At 57.6% G+C, this 21,077-nt stretch carries 21 protein-coding genes; 7 read left to right on the top strand and 14 right to left on the bottom strand.

Going from position 1 to position 21,077, the window contains the following annotated elements; genetic code table 11:
- Positions 1–14: 14 nt before the first annotated feature.
- The gene (locus RLW41_RS12435; RefSeq protein WP_409562024.1) at positions 15–452 is read right to left on the bottom strand and encodes a CBS domain-containing protein; all 438 of its coding nucleotides are present in this window, start codon (positions 450–452) and stop codon (positions 15–17) included.
- Positions 453–566: 114 nt separating this feature from the next.
- Between RLW41_RS12435 and RLW41_RS12430 the strand changes: the two genes are divergently transcribed.
- The gene (locus RLW41_RS12430) at positions 567–2,228 is read left to right on the top strand and encodes an alpha-keto acid decarboxylase family protein (RefSeq protein WP_414461625.1); all 1,662 of its coding nucleotides are present in this window, start codon (positions 567–569) and stop codon (positions 2,226–2,228) included.
- Between the two features lie 73 nt (positions 2,229–2,301).
- Here the strand turns inward: RLW41_RS12430 and RLW41_RS12425 are convergent, their stop codons facing one another.
- The gene (locus RLW41_RS12425) at positions 2,302–3,006 is read right to left on the bottom strand and encodes a sulfite exporter TauE/SafE family protein (protein WP_414461624.1); all 705 of its coding nucleotides are present in this window, start codon (positions 3,004–3,006) and stop codon (positions 2,302–2,304) included.
- A 44-nt stretch (positions 3,007–3,050) separates the two neighbouring features.
- Positions 3,051–4,994, bottom strand: coding sequence for a primary-amine oxidase (locus RLW41_RS12420; protein WP_414461623.1), 1,944 nt, complete (start codon positions 4,992–4,994; stop codon positions 3,051–3,053).
- Between the two features lie 323 nt (positions 4,995–5,317).
- On the opposite strand from RLW41_RS12420, the gene RLW41_RS12415 reads away from it, so the two are divergent.
- The gene (locus RLW41_RS12415; protein WP_409562020.1) at positions 5,318–6,394 is read left to right on the top strand and encodes an AraC family transcriptional regulator ligand-binding domain-containing protein; all 1,077 of its coding nucleotides are present in this window, start codon (positions 5,318–5,320) and stop codon (positions 6,392–6,394) included.
- Positions 6,395–6,409: 15 nt separating this feature from the next.
- Here the strand turns inward: RLW41_RS12415 and RLW41_RS12410 are convergent, their stop codons facing one another.
- From RLW41_RS12410 to RLW41_RS12380, 7 genes are all read right to left on the bottom strand, one after another.
- A complete protein-coding gene (locus RLW41_RS12410) occupies positions 6,410–7,210 on the bottom strand; it encodes an ABC transporter permease (RefSeq protein WP_414461622.1) in 801 nt (266 codons plus the stop codon).
- A 20-nt stretch (positions 7,211–7,230) separates the two neighbouring features.
- Positions 7,231–8,172, bottom strand: a complete 942-nt coding sequence (locus RLW41_RS12405) for an ABC transporter permease (protein WP_414461621.1) — start codon at positions 8,170–8,172, stop codon at positions 7,231–7,233.
- Between the two features lie 3 nt (positions 8,173–8,175).
- Entirely contained in the window at positions 8,176–9,267 is a 1,092-nt protein-coding gene (locus tag RLW41_RS12400; RefSeq protein ID WP_414461620.1) for an ABC transporter ATP-binding protein, read from the bottom strand.
- 48 nt (positions 9,268–9,315) lie between these two features.
- Positions 9,316–10,425, bottom strand: a complete 1,110-nt coding sequence (locus tag RLW41_RS12395) for an ABC transporter substrate-binding protein (protein ID WP_414461619.1) — start codon at positions 10,423–10,425, stop codon at positions 9,316–9,318.
- 214 nt (positions 10,426–10,639) lie between these two features.
- Positions 10,640–11,752: an ABC transporter permease gene (locus RLW41_RS12390; RefSeq protein ID WP_414461618.1), complete on the bottom strand. Its 1,113-nt coding sequence runs from the start codon at positions 11,750–11,752 to the stop codon at positions 10,640–10,642.
- A gap of 1 nt (position 11,753) precedes the next feature.
- Entirely contained in the window at positions 11,754–14,525 is a 2,772-nt protein-coding gene (rbbA, locus tag RLW41_RS12385) for a ribosome-associated ATPase/putative transporter RbbA (RefSeq protein WP_414461617.1), read from the bottom strand.
- Complete coding sequence (locus RLW41_RS12380; RefSeq protein ID WP_414461616.1) at positions 14,522–15,688, bottom strand: HlyD family secretion protein; 1,167 nt, start codon at positions 15,686–15,688, stop codon at positions 14,522–14,524. Before RLW41_RS12380 ends, rbbA begins: the two co-directional genes overlap by 4 nt.
- A gap of 399 nt (positions 15,689–16,087) precedes the next feature.
- Here RLW41_RS12380 and RLW41_RS12375 point away from each other — a divergent pair, with 399 nt between their 5' ends.
- Complete coding sequence (locus RLW41_RS12375; RefSeq protein ID WP_013946049.1) at positions 16,088–16,234, top strand: hypothetical protein; 147 nt, start codon at positions 16,088–16,090, stop codon at positions 16,232–16,234.
- 36 nt (positions 16,235–16,270) lie between these two features.
- Here RLW41_RS12375 and RLW41_RS12370 read toward each other — a convergent pair whose 3' ends face one another.
- Positions 16,271–16,687: an MOSC domain-containing protein gene (locus RLW41_RS12370; RefSeq protein WP_414461615.1), complete on the bottom strand. Its 417-nt coding sequence runs from the start codon at positions 16,685–16,687 to the stop codon at positions 16,271–16,273.
- Positions 16,688–16,809: 122 nt separating this feature from the next.
- Positions 16,810–17,289, bottom strand: a complete 480-nt coding sequence (locus RLW41_RS12365; protein ID WP_414461614.1) for a hypothetical protein — start codon at positions 17,287–17,289, stop codon at positions 16,810–16,812.
- A 388-nt stretch (positions 17,290–17,677) separates the two neighbouring features.
- Between RLW41_RS12365 and RLW41_RS12360 the strand changes: the two genes are divergently transcribed.
- Positions 17,678–18,484, top strand: a complete 807-nt coding sequence (locus tag RLW41_RS12360; protein WP_414461613.1) for a cobalamin-binding protein — start codon at positions 17,678–17,680, stop codon at positions 18,482–18,484.
- A gap of 111 nt (positions 18,485–18,595) precedes the next feature.
- A complete protein-coding gene (locus RLW41_RS12355) occupies positions 18,596–19,048 on the top strand; it encodes a hypothetical protein (protein ID WP_414461612.1) in 453 nt (150 codons plus the stop codon).
- A gap of 385 nt (positions 19,049–19,433) precedes the next feature.
- On the opposite strand, the gene RLW41_RS12350 is transcribed toward RLW41_RS12355, so the two are convergent.
- Entirely contained in the window at positions 19,434–19,607 is a 174-nt protein-coding gene (locus RLW41_RS12350) for a hypothetical protein (protein ID WP_409562008.1), read from the bottom strand.
- Between the two features lie 250 nt (positions 19,608–19,857).
- Here RLW41_RS12350 and RLW41_RS12345 point away from each other — a divergent pair, with 250 nt between their 5' ends.
- Both RLW41_RS12345 and RLW41_RS12340 read left to right on the top strand, forming a co-directional pair.
- A complete protein-coding gene (locus tag RLW41_RS12345) occupies positions 19,858–20,043 on the top strand; it encodes a hypothetical protein (protein ID WP_414461611.1) in 186 nt (61 codons plus the stop codon).
- Positions 20,044–20,169: 126 nt separating this feature from the next.
- Complete coding sequence (locus RLW41_RS12340; RefSeq protein WP_409562006.1) at positions 20,170–20,478, top strand: hypothetical protein; 309 nt, start codon at positions 20,170–20,172, stop codon at positions 20,476–20,478.
- Here the strand turns inward: RLW41_RS12340 and RLW41_RS12335 are convergent.
- The gene (locus tag RLW41_RS12335) at positions 20,423–21,064 is read right to left on the bottom strand and encodes a TetR/AcrR family transcriptional regulator (RefSeq protein WP_414461610.1); all 642 of its coding nucleotides are present in this window, start codon (positions 21,062–21,064) and stop codon (positions 20,423–20,425) included. The genes RLW41_RS12340 and RLW41_RS12335 overlap by 56 nt on opposite strands.
- Positions 21,065–21,077 lie beyond the last annotated feature (13 nt).

The following is a 21,077-nucleotide window of genomic DNA, read 5'->3' as shown; positions in this document are numbered from 1 at the left end:
GATAGCTGTCCGAGCTAGCGGCCCGCAAGCGCGATATCGCGAAGAACCGCTGCCTCGAACTGCACTTCGTCAACTCGGTGTTTCAGAACGTCGCCGATACTGATGATGCCGACGAGATGATTATTCTCGACCACTGGAAGATGTCGGACACGCCGTTCCGTCATCAGATGCGTCACGTGCGCGATCGTATCGCCGGGAGAACACGTAACGATTTCGTGCGTCATGAGAGCTGATATAGGCAAAGCCAGAAGCCTATTTTCGTTGGTCGCCAAGGCGCGCACCACATCGCGCTCAGAAATGATCCCATCCAACGCTTGGCCATCTCTGCTGACGACCATTGCGCCAACCCCCTCGGCCCGCAGCATCTGTACGAGCTTAAGGATCGTGTCGTCCGGCCGAACGGTCAGAACATGCGCATTCTTTTTTGCTTTGAGGATACTTTGAACAATCATAGCCATAATCCTAAAAATTGCGGTTTGGCCACTCACACCCCCGAATCTATCACTGACGACGTGCCTGTGCAGGGCTAATTTAGTTGGATGCCATGTCTTAAAGGCGGGGAAGGAATGCCGGAAAAATCGACAACGGTCGCCGACTACCTGATCGAGCGACTCAAACAGGCTGGCCTTGAGCATGCCTTTGGCGTTCCCGGCGATTATGTCTTGACGTTCATGGATCGCTTGATCGCATCTGGCGTCGACCTGATCGGAACCTGTAATGAACTTAATGCGGGCTATGCCGCCGATGCTTATGCTCGCATCCGCGGCATCGGTTGTATCGTCGTGACATGGGGCGTCGGCGGCTTCAGCGCCATGAATGCCGTCGCGGGCGCTTATGCGGAACAGGTTCCGCTCGTGGTCTTGGTCGGCGGACCGCGCACAAATCAGCGCCGCTCCTCAATGCTGCTTCATCACGGCGTGGGCGAATTTTCGACAATGCAGCATGCCTATGCACACATCACAGTAGCGTCCGTTCTGCTCGACGATGCTGGAGACGCACCCCAACTCATCGACCGTGCTCTTGCCCGCTGTCTCTCTGAGAAGCGCCCGATCATGATCGAAATTCCCGTCGATATCGTTGATCAGCCCTGCGAGCCCTCGAAACGGCAGACGCCGTCCGGACCACCCGTGTCAGATCCAGACTCATTGAACGAAGCCCTGGACGAGGTCATGGCCCTGCTCGCGTCGGCGAAGCGGCCGGTCATTCTCGGTGGCGTTGAGCTGCATCGCTACGGCCTGATGCAACAATTCATGCGTCTCGTCGAAAGGAGCAAGCTGCCGGTTGCAACGACCCTCCTCGGCAAGACCGTCATCTCGGAACTTCACCCGCAGGCAATTGGAGTTTACGAAGGCGCCATGTCGCGAAAGGATGTTCGGGCAATCGTCGAAGCCAGTGACGTCCTGCTCTGCATCGGCGCGTGGATCAGCGACATCAATTTCGGCGTGTTTACCGGCAAGCTCGAAGGCCGCCAATTGATCCTCGCAAATTCCGGTCGCCTGAAGATCAGCCAACACGTCTACGAGCAAGTATGGATCGGCGACGTGGTGACCGGCCTCGCGGACCGCATGCCGGCCCAGGGGGTGCCCCATCCCCCATTCGAAAGCGTAGCCAAACGTGAGGCCAAGCCATCGATTGCGCGCCGCGGAGCCAAACTCACGGTCGACAAGGTCATGAGCCGCGTCAACGATTATATCTGCGACGACACCATCGTCGTTGCCGAGACCGGGGACAGCCTATTCGCCGCTGCCGACCTCGTCATGCATCATGATGTTGGCTTTATAGGGCAGGCGTTCTACCTGTCGATCGGCTACGCCCTTCCTGCCGTCCTCGGTGCATCGATCGCTGCCCCGAACCGCCGCGTTCTCGCTCTCATCGGCGACGGCGCGCTGCAAATGACGGTGCAGGAATTATCGTCGCTCTGCCGACGCAACATTCCAGCCGTGCTGCTGATCATGAACAATGACGGCTACACCACCGAGCGCGTCATTCACGAAGGCCCATATAACGATATTCAGCAGTGGGACTATCACAAGCTGCCGGATGTCTTCGGTGGCGGCTGGGGGCGTCGCGTCGAAACCGAGGAAGAACTTGAGGCGGCATTGAGCCAGGCGAGAAGCAGCAACGATGGCCCCGCCGTCATCGAAATCATGCTCGACAAACTGGATATGTCGGACGCCCTGAAACGCCTCGGCGCTGAACTTTCACCTGATAAAAAGCACAGCCGATAATAGGCGTCTCGCCTCGAAACCTTGCCTTTGGCCCGAGCGCAGAGCCTCAAGAGACACGAAGCGTTCCGACTGCCTAACCCGGCAAGCAAAGACTTGTCAGAGCTTCTGACGGAATGACGGCGCTCGCCAAGCCGAGTATCGCAACAATCGTCCCCGCTGCCGTTCTGAGACGCGGCCAAGAGAGCATACTCGCACCACCTACGGCCCGCGCCGATCCATACGCAGCGAGGCTGACCGCCGGCATCGTCGCAATTGCGAAACCGCCCATGAACAACGCGCCATCGGTCCCTGATCCACTGACCATTGCCATCATCAAAGCGTTGTAGACCATGCCGCACGGTGCAAATCCCCAGACCATGCCGGACACCACCGGCAAACCTTTCGTCATCCGTGCAGGTAGCCGCCGACGAATGCGCTCATGGACAGCGGGGACCGCCTTAAAAAGACCGTATCGCGGCAGAATGCCGGCAATCGACAGCCCTACTGCAACGAGGAGAGCGGCGGCCATGATACGCGCAGCTGCCTGTAATCCGGCAAGATGCATCAAACTCGCAAATGATGAACCGACCGAGGCGACCACCGCTCCGCCGAGCACATACGTCAGCGCGCGCCCGGCTTGAATGCTGGCAAGTGCGCGCAACTGCAATCTCTGCGCGGAAGAGCTGGGCGCCGTCGCCAACAGCAGCGACGACGCAATGCCACCGCAAACGCACGAGCAGTGAAGACTTCCCGCGAGCCCCACGACGAACCCGCCGGCCAACAAAGCTGTGCCTTCCATCTGTCAACCTCCTCGTCCCAAAACGGACTGGACCTCCAACGCAGCTATTTTCCGGTGTCGGCGTAGCAACTCGCAGCGTTAACGACGGGTGGCAAATTGATCGCCGGATTTCCGTCAAAGAATCCTGACGGCATCAATTTGAATCCAGCCGAAATGCACGGCTGTACGGGAAAGTCTTCTGGCCGAACCGAATGGTGCAACCCGAACGTGTGCCAGAGCACGATATCCGTGTTCTCGATCGGGCGGTTCTTCGCAACGAAAGACTTGATATCTCCCGATCCGTCCGAATGATTCATGAATTCGCCAGCAGGGAAACGCTCGGTCGGATCGTATGCCGAAACCCAGACGTGGTTTTGCGTGAAGGACGCGCGCTTGCCCGAAAACGAATTCGGCGCAACGAATGACGTCAGGCAATCCGGGGCATCGAGCTTGTATCCGACCGGCGTTCCAGCACGATTGAATTTGTTTGGATTGATAACCTTCCAATAGCGCTGCGTACCGAGATTTGCGGTCCGTGCGGCCTCGCCCTCCGTCTTGATGAGGGTCTCCTCTTCGTAGAAGGCGTTGCCGTAGGGGTTCTCTCCGTCTTCCTGCTCGGCATAGGTATTGCACTCGACAAAGCTGTTCTTGTCGCCATCGACGCACATCTCAAGCCGCGCGCAGAGGATGTGCTGATGGATCTGCCCGACGACGCCAGGCGCAACTTCGCGCCCGTATTTTCCCGGCTGGCCGGGAATGCAGGCCGTCGTGTTGATAATGCCGGTCGCCTTGAGTTCGAATTCGATCTTGCCGTCGAGAAAGAAATACCAGTACAGCGCATACTCATAGTTGCCGACCGTGCAGATCGACGAAATGACGAGCTTAGCGCCGCGGCGAATTTCAAACCGTTCCGTGCGGAAATCGGTATGCTTCCAGAGCAAGCCTGAATCTTCTTCGTGAATGCAGATCGCCTTTTTAATCGTCCACGGCTCGCCATCGCGCGTATTGAGATGCGCGTCGAGATACTTGATGACGCCCAGGCAATCGCAACCGAGTTCCAGAGAGTTCGCAAGCTTACCAATTCCGTATTCACCGATATCGAATACGTGCTTACGGAAGTGCCCGGCGTCCGGCGAACCATAGGGCACAGTCATCTCGACGATAGACGCCCGCCGGACGATCGGACGGCCGTTGAAGCTGATATCATGCAGCGTCAGCGACTCGCGCGTATTGAACCCGATATTGAGCGCCCAATTACGCCACGTCAGCCGACTTCCCTCGATTTTGAAATTCACGCCTTCCGGCTGGACGACATTGATCGGCTTTGCAGGCGGCTGGAATTCATCGAAGAACTGGTGTTCATAGTTGTATTCTGCCATCGGGATCGGCGTAACGCCGTAATCGTCGATCCGAATGACCTCACCGCTGTTAATGTCCACCACAGCGTTGAGGCCTTCTATAGGATGCGCGTAAAAGTTCTCGAACTCCTGGAGCCGAAGCCAGCAAAAAACATGGCAGAGATGGCGCCCTTCCTCCCCCGGAATATCGAAGCTCCCCGCCGACCACGGATCGACACACACTTTGCCCATGTCGGTAATGCCGCGCTTGGCACACGCAGCGATGAATTCCGCATTGCCGCGAACAATGTCCTCGATAGCCAAGAACTGTTCGAGTTGTATCATTGGCCGTTTGTCGGGGCAGTCTTCGCTGAACAACACCTTTCCTGTATCGAGAGAAACGACGAACTTTGTAACGCCGATCGTCTCGGAGCTTGAGGCGTTGACTGCCGCACGCCGCTCGACTGGCTTACATTCGGCATAAGCCTTGAGTTCATCCTTTGTCGGCTCGTCCAATCCGATCGACTCGAAGCATGTCTTCGGTCCGTATGGCGCGACGGCCTTGACGATCCCAGCGGCATTCCGGATCTCATCGGGCGATAACGGATCCAATGGATGCCGGACCAACGATGACTTTTCCAGCACGGCCGTCGAGCAACAGCTTTCTGACATGATTAGGCTCCCGAGTGTTGCAATGCGCTCTGGTTGGTCACGCACTTTGGCCGAACGACGCTGCTTCAACAGCAGCCGAGGCGACGCCCTATCAGGGCAATCGTCCTTTCTCGAAAGACCCTAGCCAGCGCCATACGGACTGTAATTGATAGTTGGCGCCAAAAAGCGAATCTGTTCGCTCAGAAACCGTTTGCTGCGCTCATCTGGAAACCACCTCCGCACAGAGATTCACGTTCAAAGGTGATCTGACGTCGCCGCAAACGAAGTGGTACGCTTCTTGCGATGCTGTCCCACTCAACGGCGACACTATGGGATAGAGTTGCATGCCTTCATCGGGCGTCATCGCGGCATCGATCATCAACGGAGTTCTCTCTACGATCGATCGCCGGAGAATGGACCCGGAGACGATTTCCGCGCGCGTCGGCATAGCAAACGATGGGTTGTTTGGACGCTCGCCTTTTCTTCCGCTCTCAGCCTTCACAACAATGCTGGAGATGGCGGCAACTCAAACGAACGATCACGCACTTGGCATGAAGTGGGGAAAACTCTTCAATATTCACGACTTAGGAGCAGCCGCCCAGTTATATCTCACCGCCCGCACCGTCGGCGAAGGGCTCACCAAGCTTTGTGAGTATTTTCCCACCTTCCAGGGCGGAACGCACTGCGCGCTGAACGTCAGCGGCGACACTGCACGCCTGACCTATTCTATTTTCGACAGAACCGTCTCGCATCGCGTCCAGGATGCGAATTTCTCAGAGGCTGTCTTGTGCTCGGTATTGCGCGCGACTTTGGGCAAGGACTGGGAGCCGCTATGCCTAGAGTTCGAGCATTCTCCTGGTGCAAATCTCGCCAGTTATCAGGCGCATTTTCATTGCCCACTACGTTTTGGCGCTCGTTATAACGCTATATTGTTTCCACTCTCGGAGCTGAGCCACCCAATACACTCATATGATCGCATGCTGCACCACCGCTTGGAGAGTGAGCTGTCCGACTGCCTAAGATCGCAGGAACTTGAACTCGATCTCAGCAACAGCGTCAAGGCATGGATCAACGCCAGACTATGCTGCGTTAAGAGCATCGACATCCAGGACGCGGCCAGCGACTTCGGCATGAGCGTCAGAAGCTTTCAACGAAAGCTCGCCGATGCTGGCCTGAATTATGCAGATCTTCGCAACGCCGTGCGAACGGAAATCGCGAAGGCGATGCTGGCGTTCACCGATCGCACCATTCCGGAGATCGCGTTCGATCTTGGCTATAGTGAAACGAGCGCATTCTCACGAAGCTTCAAAAGCTTCACCGGCTCGACACCAGCCAAATACCGAGACGGCGCCGTTCGCGCGCGAACGTCCTCGGGAGAAAGAGCTTCTTTCATGGCGCCGACGAGCGCCACAAGTCACTGATTGGATGAGACAGCGCTAAGCCTTAGACGCTGACGCAAGTCCTTTGCCGCGCGAAGCTACGACACCGATCACGATGAGAACAATTGAAAATGCAATCACCAATGTCGCAACGGCGTTGATCTCCGGCGTCGCCTCGCGACGAAGGATCGACCAGAGCGCCATCGGCAAAGTGTTTTCGCGGCCGGTCAGTAGGTATGTAACCGCAATCTCGTCGAACGAGATCGAAAATACGATCAGCATCGTACCGAAGATGGCGGACTTCAGGTTCGGCAACGTCACTTTAAAGAACGTCTCGATCTGCGAAGCGCCAAGATTGAAGGCAGCCTCCTCCTGGCTCCGACCGAGCTGCTGCAGACGCGCAAAAACTTCCGTGACATAGATGCAAGTCAGAGCCGTACCTTGGCCGAGCATGATCGTATTGAGTGATAGCCGAAACCCGATCGTGATGTAGAAACTCAAAAGCGCAACACCGGTAATGACACCGGGAAGCACAATCGGCAGCATCACGATCCGCCGGAAAGCGGCTTTCCCCTGAAACTCGTAGCGGTCCAGCGCAATCGCCGCTGGCAGGCCGATGAGCATACTCAGAATGACCGTTCCGATGCCGACATAAACGGACGCGCCGATCGACCGCATCAGCGTTTCGTTCTCGAGAACCTTCTCATACCAGGAGAGCGTGAAGCCTTTGAACGGAAGCCCGGTAAACTGGCTAGCATTGAATGAAAAGAATGCCATTACGAGCAGCGGCGCATAGAGAAACAGCAGCACTGCTCCGGCCAGACCTGCGACAAGGGGTTTGTTTCCAAATGCGCGCATTCAATTTGCTCTCGTCCGTTCTAGAAGAGCACCTGAAATTGGTGCTCAAGGCGATGAGCTAAGGCAACCAGCCCAAGCCCCAGGGCGATAATGACCAGACCGATCGCCGCCGCCATCGGCCAGTCGTAGGCCGCGCCCAGCAGATTGATAACGATATTGGATATCATGATGGAATCCGCGCCGCCGACGAGCGCGGGCGCCACGAAATCTCCAAACCCCAACGAGAACGTGATGACGCCGCCTGCGATGATGCCCGGAATGCTGATCGGCAGAACGATCTTGCGGAAGATCTCCATACGCGTCGCACCCTGGTCGAGCGCTACTTCGATAAGCGACGTCGGGATGCGTTCGAGTTGAGCGTAAATCGAAAGCACTGCAAATGGCGTGAAGATATAGGCGAGCGTCAACGTCACGCTGAACTCGTTATAGAGAAACAACGTCAGCGGATGATCGATTATACCGAGCCCGAGCAGTGAGGCGTTGATGAGACCGCCTGTTCCGAGAATGGTTTTCCAGGCGTAGGCCTTGACGAGATAAGACGCCCACCACGGCACGATTACCAGAAGATAGACGTAGCGTTTGGTCGCTTCCGAAGCATGAAACGCCAAATAGAACGCCAACGGATACGCAACAATCGACGACAACACCGCTGTATAGATGCCGATCTTCGCTGATTTGAGCATCACGCTGAGATATGGCTCGGTTGTAAAAACCCTGACGAAATTCGCCAGTGAAAAGCCCGGCTTGAAGACGACGTAATCGACCGATCCCAGACTGTAATAGAACAGCATGCAGTAGGGCAGGATCATAAAGACGAAGAACCAAGCCGCCGGAGGCAAAAGCCAGAACAGCATGCGCGCGCGTTCGATCTTTTTCGCCTTCAGCGCGCCTGGGCTGATCTCGGCGGCCGTCTCCAAGATGGCGCTTGAAGTCGTCATGACGGAAGCTGCAGTGTCATTCATGGATCAAGCTGCCAACACGCGAATATCATCCGGTAGAACGGAAAGCGGCACGACATCGCCGATGCTGGCCTGCGCGCCGGTCGTTCGATCTTGCACGCTTATCCGACCGGCACCGTCCGCAAGCTCGATCACATACTCATTCTTCGCACCGAGGAAGAGACGCTCAGCCACAGTGCCGCGAAGAATATTTCTTTGGTTAGATCCGTCCTCACCGATGGCAACGCGGTCGACGCGGATCATCACGCCGACTGTCTTGCCTGAGATGGTCGCGGCGTTGGCCGGTGCCGAAAGCGTTGCGCCGCCTGCCAAACGGATCTTAGCCGTCGGGCCATCGACGGCATCGACCACGCCTGTAAGAACGTTAGCCCGATCGATGAAGTTCGCCACAAACTTGGAATTCGGCTGGGCATAAACTTCTTGCGGACTTCCGCTTTGGACGATGCGCCCCTTATTCATGACGACGATGCGATCGCTCATCGCCATCGCTTCTTCCTGATCGTGCGTGACGTAAATGAAAGTCTTGTTGAACTGCCGGTGCAGCCGCTTGATCTCGACCTGCATCGCCTTGCGCAGATTGGCGTCAAGAGATGCAAGCGGTTCGTCGAAGAGAACGACCGCCGGATCGGTGATGAGCGCGCGCGCCAGAGCCGTGCGCTGCTTCTGCCCGCCGGAGAGTTCATGCGGCATTTTCTTGCCGTGATCGGCCAACTGCACGAGGCTCAAGTATTCATCAACCCGCGCACGGATTTGCGCCTCGGTGTAACGGCCTCGCATTTTTTTGAGGCGGAGACCAAAGGCAACGTTTTCTGAAATCGTAAGATTGGGAAAGAGAGCGAAATCCTGAAACACCATCCGCATGTCGCGTTCCGACGGCTGCGAATATGTTATGTCTTCGCCATCGATGCGAATCGTGCCCGTGTCCGGCATTTCGAAACCCGCAATGCAGCGCAGCGTCGTTGTCTTGCCGCATCCGGATGAGCCCAGAAGGGTGATAAACTCACCCTTCTGGATCGACAGGTCCACACCATCGACTGCTGCAACGTTCGAAGTTCCATACGTCTTGCGAATACCGATGAGATCTATGTAAGCGGCCATTCGCGCACCCTCTTGATCGCAGCTTGGACAGAGTAAAATGGGTCGTGGTTATTGCGCGGCTTTGACCTGGTTCCAGATTTCCAGATACTTCCCGCGCTGTTTCACCGGCTGCCACCAGCTGACGGTCTTCAGCGTCTCCGGATTCGTCATGCCGAGTTCTTCAAAGGACTTCTTCTGATCGTCCGGAAGGAAATCGACCATCTTGCCGTTCGAATATCCAAATCCCGTAACGGCGTGTCCGAGAGCTTGCGCCTTCGCACTCGACACGTAATTCAGCCATTTGTAGACGCAGGCGTTGGATGAAGCGCCCTTCGCAATCATCCAGCTATCGCTCCAGCCGCCCCGTCCTTCCTTCGGAACGACGTCGAGGAGCTTGCGGTCGCCGCCGCGCAGCTTAACGAGCGTTTCTTCCCATGCGTTGCCGCCGATGACTTCCTTGCCTTGGAGCAAGGTTGTCATCTCACCCGCTGTCGTCCAATATTTGCGAATGTTCGGCTTGAGCTTCAGAAGCGCTTCTTTGACCTTCGCTAGCTCCTCGTCATTCATGTCGTAGACGTTCTTGATCCCGAGATAGCGCGCAGCCTCGTAGAGCGTCTCGATATCATCCCACATCGCGAACTTGCCGGCATACTTGGGGTCCCAAAGAAATGCGAGGCTCGTCGGCGGCTCCGATACGGCAGTGGCATCAACGACGATGCGAATGATACCCCAGGCATAGGGAACGCCGTACGTCTTGCCATCTTTCGACAGCCACGGCGGCGATTTCAGCATCGGGAAGAAATCGGCCTCCGCTGAGATCTTGCCGGGATCGATCGGATCGACCAATCCAGCATCAATCAGCTTCATCGTCGTGTCGTTGGAGGGCGTCACGAGATCATAAGTGCCGCTGCCGGCCATCAGCTTGGCGAAAATTTCGTCGTTCGTTCCGACATAGACAGCCGAGACGTCGCAGCCGCTTTCCTTTTTGAAAGGCTCGACGAAACTCGCGTCGGCGTAGCCCTCCCAAACCAGCATGTTTAGGCTATCGGCAGACGCGACAGAGGCGCCAAAAAGTGACAGCGCCGTGACTGCTCCGAGCGTTCGCGACAGACGTCGGACCAAGCCGCCACGATTTTCCGAGAAATTTTTACGTTGCGATACGCGACGACCTTCCGGCATGCGTTCAAACTCCATCGTTTGCGAAACCGAGCACAGCTCACGCTGAATGGGACTGACGAATAGTGCCCTGGCTCAAGCCAACGCCGCGCGCGCTCCTAGCCGACAGCCTGGAAAAACCTATCCAGGTCAGACTGGGAAGTAATTGACAGTTCATGCCAAAGTTTTCAGCGGCTTATTTTGCAGCCGCCAGGCTCGCGTGCGAATAGCGAGGCCGCTATCTCAGGAAGCGCCTGAAGCTCCACATGGAGAGCGCAAACAGCACACAGCCGATACCAAGCAGCGCTGCGAACTGCGGCCAGACGACGTCAAATCCCGAGCCGCGAAACAGCACTGACTGAGCAAGAATGATAAAGTGCGTGTTCGGAGCGGCCAGCATGATATCCTGAATGATGGCCGGCATGCTCTCGCGAGGCGTCACGCCGCCTGACAGAACCTGCAAGGGGATAAGAACAAGAATAAGCAGCATACCGAATTGCGGCATCGTCCCCGCCATCGTCGCCAGAAAAACGCCCAAGGCCGTCATAGCGAAAATATCCAGGGCAGCGCCAACGAGGAACAACGGCACCGAGCCGTTGACCGGAACCTGCAACAATCCCTGCACGACGAAAATCAGCGACATGCTCGACGCCAGCAGCACGACGAAGCCCATCGACCAGATCTTACTGACCATGATCTCGAATGGTGTTACGGGCATCACGAGAAGATGCTCGACCGTACCGTGCTCCCGCTCTCGAATGAGAGCGGCGCCGGTCAAAATGATCGACAGCATCGTAATCGACATGATGACGTTCGTTATCGCACCGAACCAAGTCTTGTTAAGATTTGGGTTGTATCGAGCACGCAGCGTCAATCGAACGGGAAGATCACCGTTCGAGCGATAGCGATCGAGAAACTCGCTGATCTCACCTGCGAGAATGGATTCGATATAACCGCCACCCGTAAAGGCCTGCGTCATGCGGGTTGCATCGATGTTGAGCTGTATCGTCGGCGAGCGGCCTGCAAGTAGATCGCGTTGGAACTCGGGCGGAATATCGAGCGCAAACGTATCGGCGCCGGCATCCATACGCTCGTCCATTTGCTCCTGAGTGATCAGCCGCGGCACACTGAAGTACGGCGGATAAAATGCAGTGATGATACGGGACGATACGGGCGACTGATCCTCATCGACGATTGCGATCGCCGCGTGATTGAGCGTATCCGGCAACGCCCGCGACGCCGAATAGATCGAAACCGAGAAAGCATAGACGATCAGGATCAGCATCGTCGAATCGCGCATCAATCCGCGCAATTCCTTGACCCCGAGCTGCCAGATGTTCGCGACGCGCATCTTACGTCGCCTGCTTTTTGAGGAAGGCCGCGCCTAGGCCGAACAGGATGGGAATGGCAATCAGCAACGCCAGATAGTCGTTGGCCAAATCGCCAAACCCCAGCCCTTTCGAAAACGTCCCACGCGAGATCGTCACGAAGTAGGCCGCCGGGTAGATCTTGCCGATATAAGCACCGACTCCCTGCAGCGACGCCACCGGGTCAATCAAGCCTGAATACTGGACAGCCGGAATCAGTGTTATCAGCGTCGTGCCGAAAATGGCCGCTATCTGGCTGCTCATGAATGACGACACCACCAGCCCCATGGACGTCGCCACGATCACATAGAGCAGCGCTCCGAAGGTGTAAGACAGAAAGCTGCCCGTAAACGGCACGCGAAAGACGAACACCGCAAACGCCGCCAGCAAAACGAAGTTGAGCATTGCGAGCGCTACATACGGAATTTGCTTGCCGAGCAGAAACTCCAGGCGCGTCACCGGCGTAACGTAAAAATTAATGATCGACCCGAGCTCTTTCTCTCGCACCACGCTCAGAACTGTGAGCATCGCCGGGATCATCATGAGAAGCAGCGGAATAACCGCCGGCGCCATCGCGACGAGACTTTCTACATCCGGATTGTAGCGATAGCGCAGCGCGACCTGAAAAGCACCGAGCGCTGATGAATCGCCATAAAGTTCACGCGCCTTCTGCGCCAGCCACTCGGCATGAATCTGCTGGACGTAGCTTGCGATGGTATCGCCGCGCATCGGCATCGCGCCGTCGATCCAGGCGCCGATCTCGACGTTTCGCCCGCGTGCAACATCACGTCCGAACCCCGGAGGAAATTCGAGGACGAGACTCAACTCGCCATCTCCCATGCGGCGATCGAGGTCTTTATAATCGGTGACCGGCGATTTCTCATTGAAATAGCGAGATCCGGCAATCTGCATGGCGTAATCACGACTGATTGTCGTGTCGTCGCGATCGAGAACGGCGAAGCTCAGATTGTCGACGTCGAGATTGATGCCGTAACCGATGACGAACATCAAAAGCACGCTGCCGATCGTCGCGAGCGTGGCCCGGAGCGGGTCGCGCCGCAGTTCGAGTGTCTCGCGTCTCATATAGGCTAGCATCCGCCGGATGCTCTGGCTCAATGGGCTCGCCGGTCGAGCAGAGACAGCATGATGACCGGCTTCAAGTGACGTGGCGATCTGGTCGGCTTCAACGGCGCTGCCCGCCTTGCTCCCGATCGCATCCTGCAGATAGTCGATAAAGGCATCTTCGAGCGACGATGCCTTGCGCTGCTCAACGATCGCGGCCGGCGTATCGCTGACGAGAACGCGGCCGGCATGCATCAACGAAATGCGGTCGCAACGCTCCGCTTCATTCATGAAGTGGGTCGAAACGAAGATCGTCACGTTGTCCTTGCGCGAGAGATCGGCGAGGATCTGCCAGAACTGATCGCGCGCAACCGGATCAACGCCCGACGTCGGCTCATCGAGAATGAGCAATTCCGGGGAATGGATCATCGCCACGGCGAGCGACAGGCGCTGGCGGATACCGAGCGGAAGCGCATCAGGCAATGCGTCCATGACGTCGGAAAGATCGAAGCGGCGCACGACTTCAGCAATGCGCGGCGCGATATGATCGGGCTCCAGATGAAAGAGCCGCGCATGCAGATCGAGGTTCTGTGCGACGGTCAGTTCCGAATAAAGCGAAAAGGCCTGAGACATGTATCCAACGCGACGTCGGACGGCCATGTCATTGGGATCGACCTCTCGCCCGAACAATTTCACGGTGCCTTCGCTGGCCGGCAGAAGACCGGTCAGCATTTTCATTGTCGTCGTCTTGCCGCAACCGTTTGAGCCGAGAAAGCCGAAAATCTCTCCTTTGGTAATTCGGAAGCTGACATCATCGACAGCGGTGAAATCACCGAACCGCATCGTTAAATGATCGGCCTCGATCGCGACCTCATCGTCATTGTTTTCTGTGCGCGGCGGAATGACGACATCGACGTGTCCGCGGCGTTGATCTTCCGGCAATAGGGCAATGAAGGCTGCATCGAGATTGGGCGCACCGGTCTTCTTCAGAAGATCGCTCGGCGCGCCCGTTGCGAGCACGTTTCCTGCGTTCATCGCAATCAGCCAGTCGAACCGCGCCGCCTCTTCCATGTAGGCGGTCGCAACGAGAACACTCATGCCTTTCCGGCCGAGACGAATGCCGTCGATCAACTCCCAGAACTGCCGGCGGGAGAGCGGATCGACGCCGGTGGTCGGCTCATCGAGAATGAGCAATTCCGGATCGTGGATCAGCGCGCAGCAAAGCCCGAGTTTTTGCTTCATGCCGCCGGAAAGCTTGCCGGCCGGTCGGTCGGCAAAGGAGGCAAGACCCGTGCTCTTTAGCAGCTCGGCAATCCGGTCCTGTCGCTCATGCTGGCCGAGCCCAAAAAGTCGACCGAAAAAATCGACGTTCTCGAAGACCGACAGCGTCGGATAAAGGTTTCTGCCGAGCCCCTGGGGCATATAGGCGATCTGCGGACAGGTTCGTCGGCGATGGGCCGCGTCCCGCATGTCGCCGCCGAGAACGGTGACGCGTCCCTCCTGCATCTTGCGCGCACCGGAAAGGAGCGACAGCAGGCTCGACTTGCCGACGCCGTCCGGGCCGATCAGGCCAGCCATAACCCCCGCAGGGACATCGAGTGTAATAGCATCGAGCGCCAGCGTCTTTCCGTAGCTTAGACTGACATTTTCGAGACGGGCGACGACGGGTACAGGTTCGGCCGGGCCGCTCGTCATTGCACCAGCTTTCCTGCGAGCACCGGCCATTGCGCGTTGGGATCAAGCTTGACGTACGCCACGCCGGGCAGCCCAGTCTTGACTTGCCGGATGTACTTCTGAAGCAGCGCCTTGGGTATCTGCGCCTTTATCCGGAACATCAGCTTCAGCCGCTCTTCTTCCGTTTCGACGCTTTTCGGCGTGAACTGCGCCACGTCGGCAACGAACGTTGCCTTTGCCGGGATGATGTATTGAGGTGCCGCATCGAGCACCAGCCGGACCTCCGCGCCCAGCGCCACTTGTCCCGCTTCCGCCGTGGGCAGGAAGAACGTCATGTAGACGTCGCTGAGGTCGACCATGTTGAGCACCCGTCCCCCCGCCGACAGCACCTCGCCAAGCTGCGCGACGCGATACTGCACCCGCCCGTCTCTCGGCGCCCGCAACGTGCTGTCGTCGATGTCAGCGGTGATGCTGTCGATAGCGGCCTTGGCGGCGTCGACGGCCGCACGCGCGTCAACAACCTGCGCCTCGGCCGAGCTGATTGCCGCCTCGGAGGCCGCAAGCTGAGCCTTTGCCGCCCCGACTGCTGCAACCGCGCCTTCCTTCGAAGCGCGATCGTCGTCGAGCGTCTGCCGTGACACGACGTTCGTCTTGACGAGTTCTGCTGAGCGCTTGAACTTACTCTCGGCGGCATCGAGTTCGGCCTCCCGCTGCGCGACGACTGCAACCTCCGCCGTTTTCTCCGCATTGCGTTGGGTGACGAGACTCTTCGCCGTATCGACCCCGATCTGCGCACGGTGGAACTGCGCTTGGGCCTGTCGCCGTTGCGCTTCGAGTTGAGCGGTATCCATCCTCGCAACGACCTGCCCAGCCGTCACAAAGTCGCCCTCGTCGACGTATATCTCTTTGATTCGCCCCGCTATTTTGCTCGCGATATCGATTTCGACAGCCTCGATGCGGCCGTTGCCACTGGCGATGCCGGGGGGCAAAGCCGAGCTGAAAAATTCTTTCCAGGCGAGATAGCCTCCGACCGCCGCAATCAAGACGATGACGATCAGCGCATCGCGGCCGATCCTTGCTGCCAGTTTTTTGGCTCCCGGACCAAGCGGGTTTGTCCGCAACCAATGGCTCAACGATTTCTGCTCGCCGGCCGCCGGGGGCTGCTCAGTTTGAGACTCACTCATGCGCCCCCCCCAGGAGAACGGCCGGAACGACGACACCGGCGGCCGGACCGATATCGGAGCGGAGCAGTTTCGAGGGATGCAAGAGAACAACCTTTGATAAATGTTGGCGCTGCGATTTAGCCCATGCTGGGATGAGCCACAGCGAAGACTCCGCCCACTAGCTGGCCTGCGCTAGGTCAAGATGCGTTGACCTGGAACAATACAATCGTTCGGGTTCCGTCCCGGAAGTAACCTTCTCTTCGCCGCGCTGAGAGCCAAGCGAATCCCCTTCCGGCTCATCCGCCAAGAGATATTCCCCGATCGGAACGTTTGCCCCCATTGGAGTCACAATTTTTTAGTCGAAGCGGAACAAGATGACGGCGTCCGAGTTCGCCTGTCATCTGCTCCGGAGACGCGACTATGCCCTACTCGTTTTATGCGGTGCTCAACGTTTTGCCGCAGATCGCGGCCACCGCATTCCTGCCGATCGTCGGCATCGCCCTCGTAAGCTACCTGATCAAATCGACCCGCCCACAAGGCCCACAGAAGCCGATCGGAATCGACTGAACCGGGACTGAACCGGTCATTGAGCGGCTGGGACTGTTAGGTCGCGGCAGGTGGCGGCCAATTCTCTACACGTTCGATCGCATCCCCCAGGCTTACTTCCCCACCAGTAATAATGCGTGCCGTGTGTCCGCCGCGGCCGCGAACGGCGTTATAGCCTCCCGGCCCCAAGTTCGCCTCCATCTGGCTGCACGGCGCACACTCGCCACTGACCTCCAAGACAACCTCACCCATCAGAATGCGCCGCTCCTTTAGGGCATTCAGATTGAGCCCGCTCGTGACGAGGTTTCGCCGCAACAGCTCCGGCGAAACGTCCCTACCCATAAATGACGCTATCGCGGCGAGATCCTCAGCGGCAATGAGCGTCACTTGTCGCGGACCGTTCCGCTGCGTCTTGTAGCGATCACCCTCGATCCCTTGACCCGCAACGAAAAGCGCCGATGCTGGAGTGAGCATCGGCGCTTTGCGGGAAGGTCGAAGACCGATCCAAATAAGCCGGCCCGGCCCCACGGGACCGGCCAGTAATTTCGCCAGAATCGATTGGGGAGGCAGCGACTGCACATGCCCCTCCTGTCACCTTAGTTCTTAGGCGGTTCGGCATCCTTCTGAGGCTCGGCCGATTTCGTCAGCTCATTCCACTTATCGCCGAGCTGCTTCTTGAGATCGTCGATCTTCTTCGACGCCTCTTCGGCTTTGGCGTTATATTCGGCCCGGGCTGCGGAATAGTCGGCGTTCGAAAGCTCGAATTCTGTCATGAACGGGCAACCGCCGTGCGACAGGTTCGGCGCTGCATAGCGAACGAGCGTCGTTCCAGGCGTGGCGCCCGGACCGATTTTCATGATCACCGAATCCTTCTCCATGTGGCACTTCTCGCCCTTGGCGATCTTCTTGAGATCAACCGCCACGTACTTTCCGCCCTCGTTGAGCAGCGTCACGTCCATCGCGCTCGGCATGAATGCCAGCTCGACGCCGTTCTCGGCGCTCTCAGCGGCATAAGCAGCCGGAGCAAGGGCCAAGAACGACACGGCGACGAGCAGTGACTTCAGGGTCGTTTCCATATTTCATTTCCTTCCGCTGTCCGCAAACACGGCCAGAACCTTTGACGAACCAGGATGTATTCCCGATGAACAGTTGATGCCACACGTCTCAATGATGCCTCAACCCACGCAAATGGACGAGGTGGTCATGTTCGATGCGCGCACGTACGTTTTACTGGAGCCTCAAGCAGATTTTGCGGCAGCTTTAACAATCGACCCGCAGATTTGTTCCAGACTGTTCTGATAAACATCCAGTAATATTCGCTTGTTCGTCAAAGCCAACTCTTGAGTTGTCTAGCTCAGGCGGAGGCGCCGGTTTCTCAGTGCGCCTATGACTGGTAGCATCGCGCTCTGACTGGCCAAACGGAACCGACCGCACACCCAGCAATGGCATTCGTTCGGGCAACCCATGCGCACTTTTCCTCCTCGCCGGCTTGTATGCCTGACCGAAGAGACTGTCGAAACGCTCTATTTGCTCGGCGAGCAAGACCGCATCGTCGGCGTATCCGGATATGCCGTTCGCCCCCCGGAGGTCCGCCGCGAAAAACCCCGAGTTTCGGCATTTACCTCTGCCGATATCCCAAAGATACTCGCGCTCGAACCCGACCTCATCCTTGCGTTCTCAGACCTTCAGGCCCAGATCGCGGCCGATCTCGCGCGAGCAGGGCAAGAGGTGCACATTTTCAATCAGCGCGACCTCGCGGGGATCTTCGCGATGATCCGGACGCTTGGTACACTCATCGGTTGCGGAGACAAAGCCGAAGCCCTCGCCACCTCGCTCGCACAACGGGTAGAAGCCGTCAGCGCCGAAACAGCAGGACAGAAGCATCGTCCGCGCGTCTATTTCGAGGAATGGGACGACCCGCAGATCGCCGGTCTGGGCTGGGTATCCGAACTTATCGAAATCGCAGGTGGCGACGACATCTTTTCCAACCTGCGCCGCAAAGCGGCCGCCAAGGACCGCATCGTATCCGCCGAAACGGTGATTGCCCAAGCGCCCGAGGTCATTCTCGCATCATGGTGCGGTAAGAAGGTACGCCTGGAGACGATCCGCCGCCGGCCGGGCTGGGAAACCATTCCTGCCGTCGTCAACAATCTGGTCTTTGAAATCAAATCGTCACTAATTTTGCAGCCCGGACCGGCCGCACTCACCGACGGTCTCGATGCCATTAGCGCGGCGATGCGACAGGCATTAGTCACATTCAAAGATAACTGAGCAAATTCCGCTAAGATGATTTTTATCAGCCCACGGGAACGGCCGGGAAATCCGGGCGTAGTCTGTTAGGTTGGTGTGGGGGCACCCGAAGTCGAGTTTCAGACTGGTGCCATGTCTAATCGCGTCTACACCTCGCTATTTTATATAGCTCTGATCGTCGGAAGCTCTTGGATAGCAGTAACCGTCGGCGAAGCGTTGGCCCGCGAAGCGATGACCAAATTGGCCCTGCTTCCGTCGCGCGATCCGCGCCCCTCGCGCGTCGAAACCTATCTTGCCGAGCAAAAGCAGGCGCCAGAGCCCAAAGCCGACAAAACGCTGCTGATCCCAACCGCCCCCGTGATGACGGTCGGCGCACTGGCCAAGGCAATGGATGAGTCCGAGCAGATCAACTCAATCGATGTGAGCACCGATGGTCCTGTAACCGATCCGTCGCCGAATACTGCGGCGCCAAAACCGCGCGTAGCAGGCTGGATGAGACAGGCGCCGAGGCGCTCTCCATCGCTCGCCGAGCACGATGAAACATCGAACCAACTTATCATGCGCACGCTGCGCGCAGGTATGTGATTTCCCCGTGCGCCATACAGGCAAGGTGGTGGGCACCCGGCGGGGGGAATGAGGGGGATGGCCGGATGCCCACGCTTCAAGCCTCATTCCGGGGGGAGGACATGAGGTATACTGAATATATCAGATAATCGAGAGTAAGGAGTTAACAACTGCCGTTTTATCGAAGAACGATGTTTAAATTGAGCCAGTTATTCGATTTTTCCGCGAACTATATTGCACGAAAGTATGAGCTGATCTGCGCAAGCTGCAATCAAGCATACGCAATTGCAAAACATCCATTCCGAAAGAATTAACCAAGAGCAAAGGGCACGGGCCGATAGGCGCCGTGAATAGGCGAATTCCCACTTCGCTGGCGCGTCAATCACCGCGCGGACGCTGAGCGGCGTCAAAAGCCTCTGGGTCGATTGATGTCGCGGCGATGGGCAGGCGCCCGTTTCGCATCCGGACGGGTCGAAAGCGCCTGCTCCCACGCACGTGCCAAAACATAGAGAAGCACGATCCCAAACGCATAAAGGCTGGCGACAAAAAAGATGACGGACGCTGCATCTTCATCTGGCATTGGGACGGCCTCCAATATCGCGTCCACAGCAACATGGATATTCGGAAAGCTACGAACAAGACGGCGATCACATTGCCGCGGACTTTCAAAATGCCCGCCAGACATCGCGATCAGTCGCCGACCATCACGACAAAAGGAAGTCCCCTTTACGCATTCCCGTTAGCGAACCAGCCGCTGTGGAGACCAATTTGGTCGCCCTTTCTGAGGCAATCCAAATCACGTAGCCTGCGAAGAAGGGAGGGTCTTGCCTATGGATGCAAAGCTTGTCTCGCTCTTCCAGCGCGAAGCCACAGCTCGCTTGAACGCAGCGGAGCATGAGCTCGTCGCGTATACCCGCACATGCCGCGGTAAGGTCATCGAGCTACCTGAAATGACCCGGATCAGGCATCTGCGCTGGACCCGCTATTGTCTGCTCGCGGAATCCGGCGTCAACTGACGATCTGCATTCACATTAGGCAGATCGCCCCGCATTTTGTCTAAATACTGATCAGGAAATTTGAACGCCTCTGATGTAGATTACCGACGTGTGCTCACCGATTCGCGTTCCCAAGGGACGACAGGCGTGACACTGGTCTTCATCGTTTTTATTGGCGCTATTTGCGATTATTATTTCGGTGCCATCGGCGCCATCCTCGGCGCTTTGGTCATCATCGCATCGCTTTCCAAAGCCAAGGCGAGCGTTATCTTTCCCTCTCTGTTGCTGATCGCCATATCTTGGGCGGCCGGCACTTTGTTGGCCGACAGCACCGGCGCCATCCTCGGCGTCATCGCCGCGACGGCCTTAGCCCTCTGGCTCGAAGCGGGCGGCAAGCTTGCTATTCCCGGCAACCGGCGTCCGCAAATATCTTCTCGAGATAGTGCCGGGTCATGACACGAAGCTCAACAAGCGCGCTCGGCCGAACGCCGTTGCCAATCTCCTTCGTCAGCGCACCTATGGACTTCATGTTCTGTAACAGAACTGCTGCCGCGTCCTCAGCCTGACCCTTGCGAAGCTTCGGACAGCGATGGATGAGCGTCCGCGCGATGCGCTTGCGAAGCTCCCGGCGAAACTCAAGCCGGCGGGCTGACAATTCTGCTCTGCCCTCCAGAAGCGCGACGATGGTTTGCGTCTCCGATCGGAGATCTCCAAGCAGGTCGAGCAACGCGTCAGTCAACTCGGCAACGGAAAGCTCGCCGGCCCGTTGATCGATCGCATCGAAGAGCGAACCGGCCCTGTCATGAAACCGTTCGATCAGCGCGCTCGCAAGAACGTCCTTGTTGGGAAAAAACCGATAAAGCGATCCGATCTGCGCGCCCGCCCGCGCCGCAACCTCCGCCATCGTCGTGGCGTCATAGCCTTTTTCCGCGATGACAACTGCTGCCGCCTCAAGCAGCGCCGCCACCCGCTCCTGCCCTGGCCGCCGCTGCGGGCTCAAGGCGGTGCGCTCTTGCGTCCCTGTTGACTTACTTGAGGTCATCCTCAACTATCCA

The organism is Hyphomicrobium sp. DY-1, assembly GCF_047497105.1.
Classification (GTDB): Bacteria; Pseudomonadota; Alphaproteobacteria; order Rhizobiales; family Hyphomicrobiaceae; genus Hyphomicrobium_B.
This window is presented reverse-complemented; position numbering and strand designations above follow the sequence as displayed.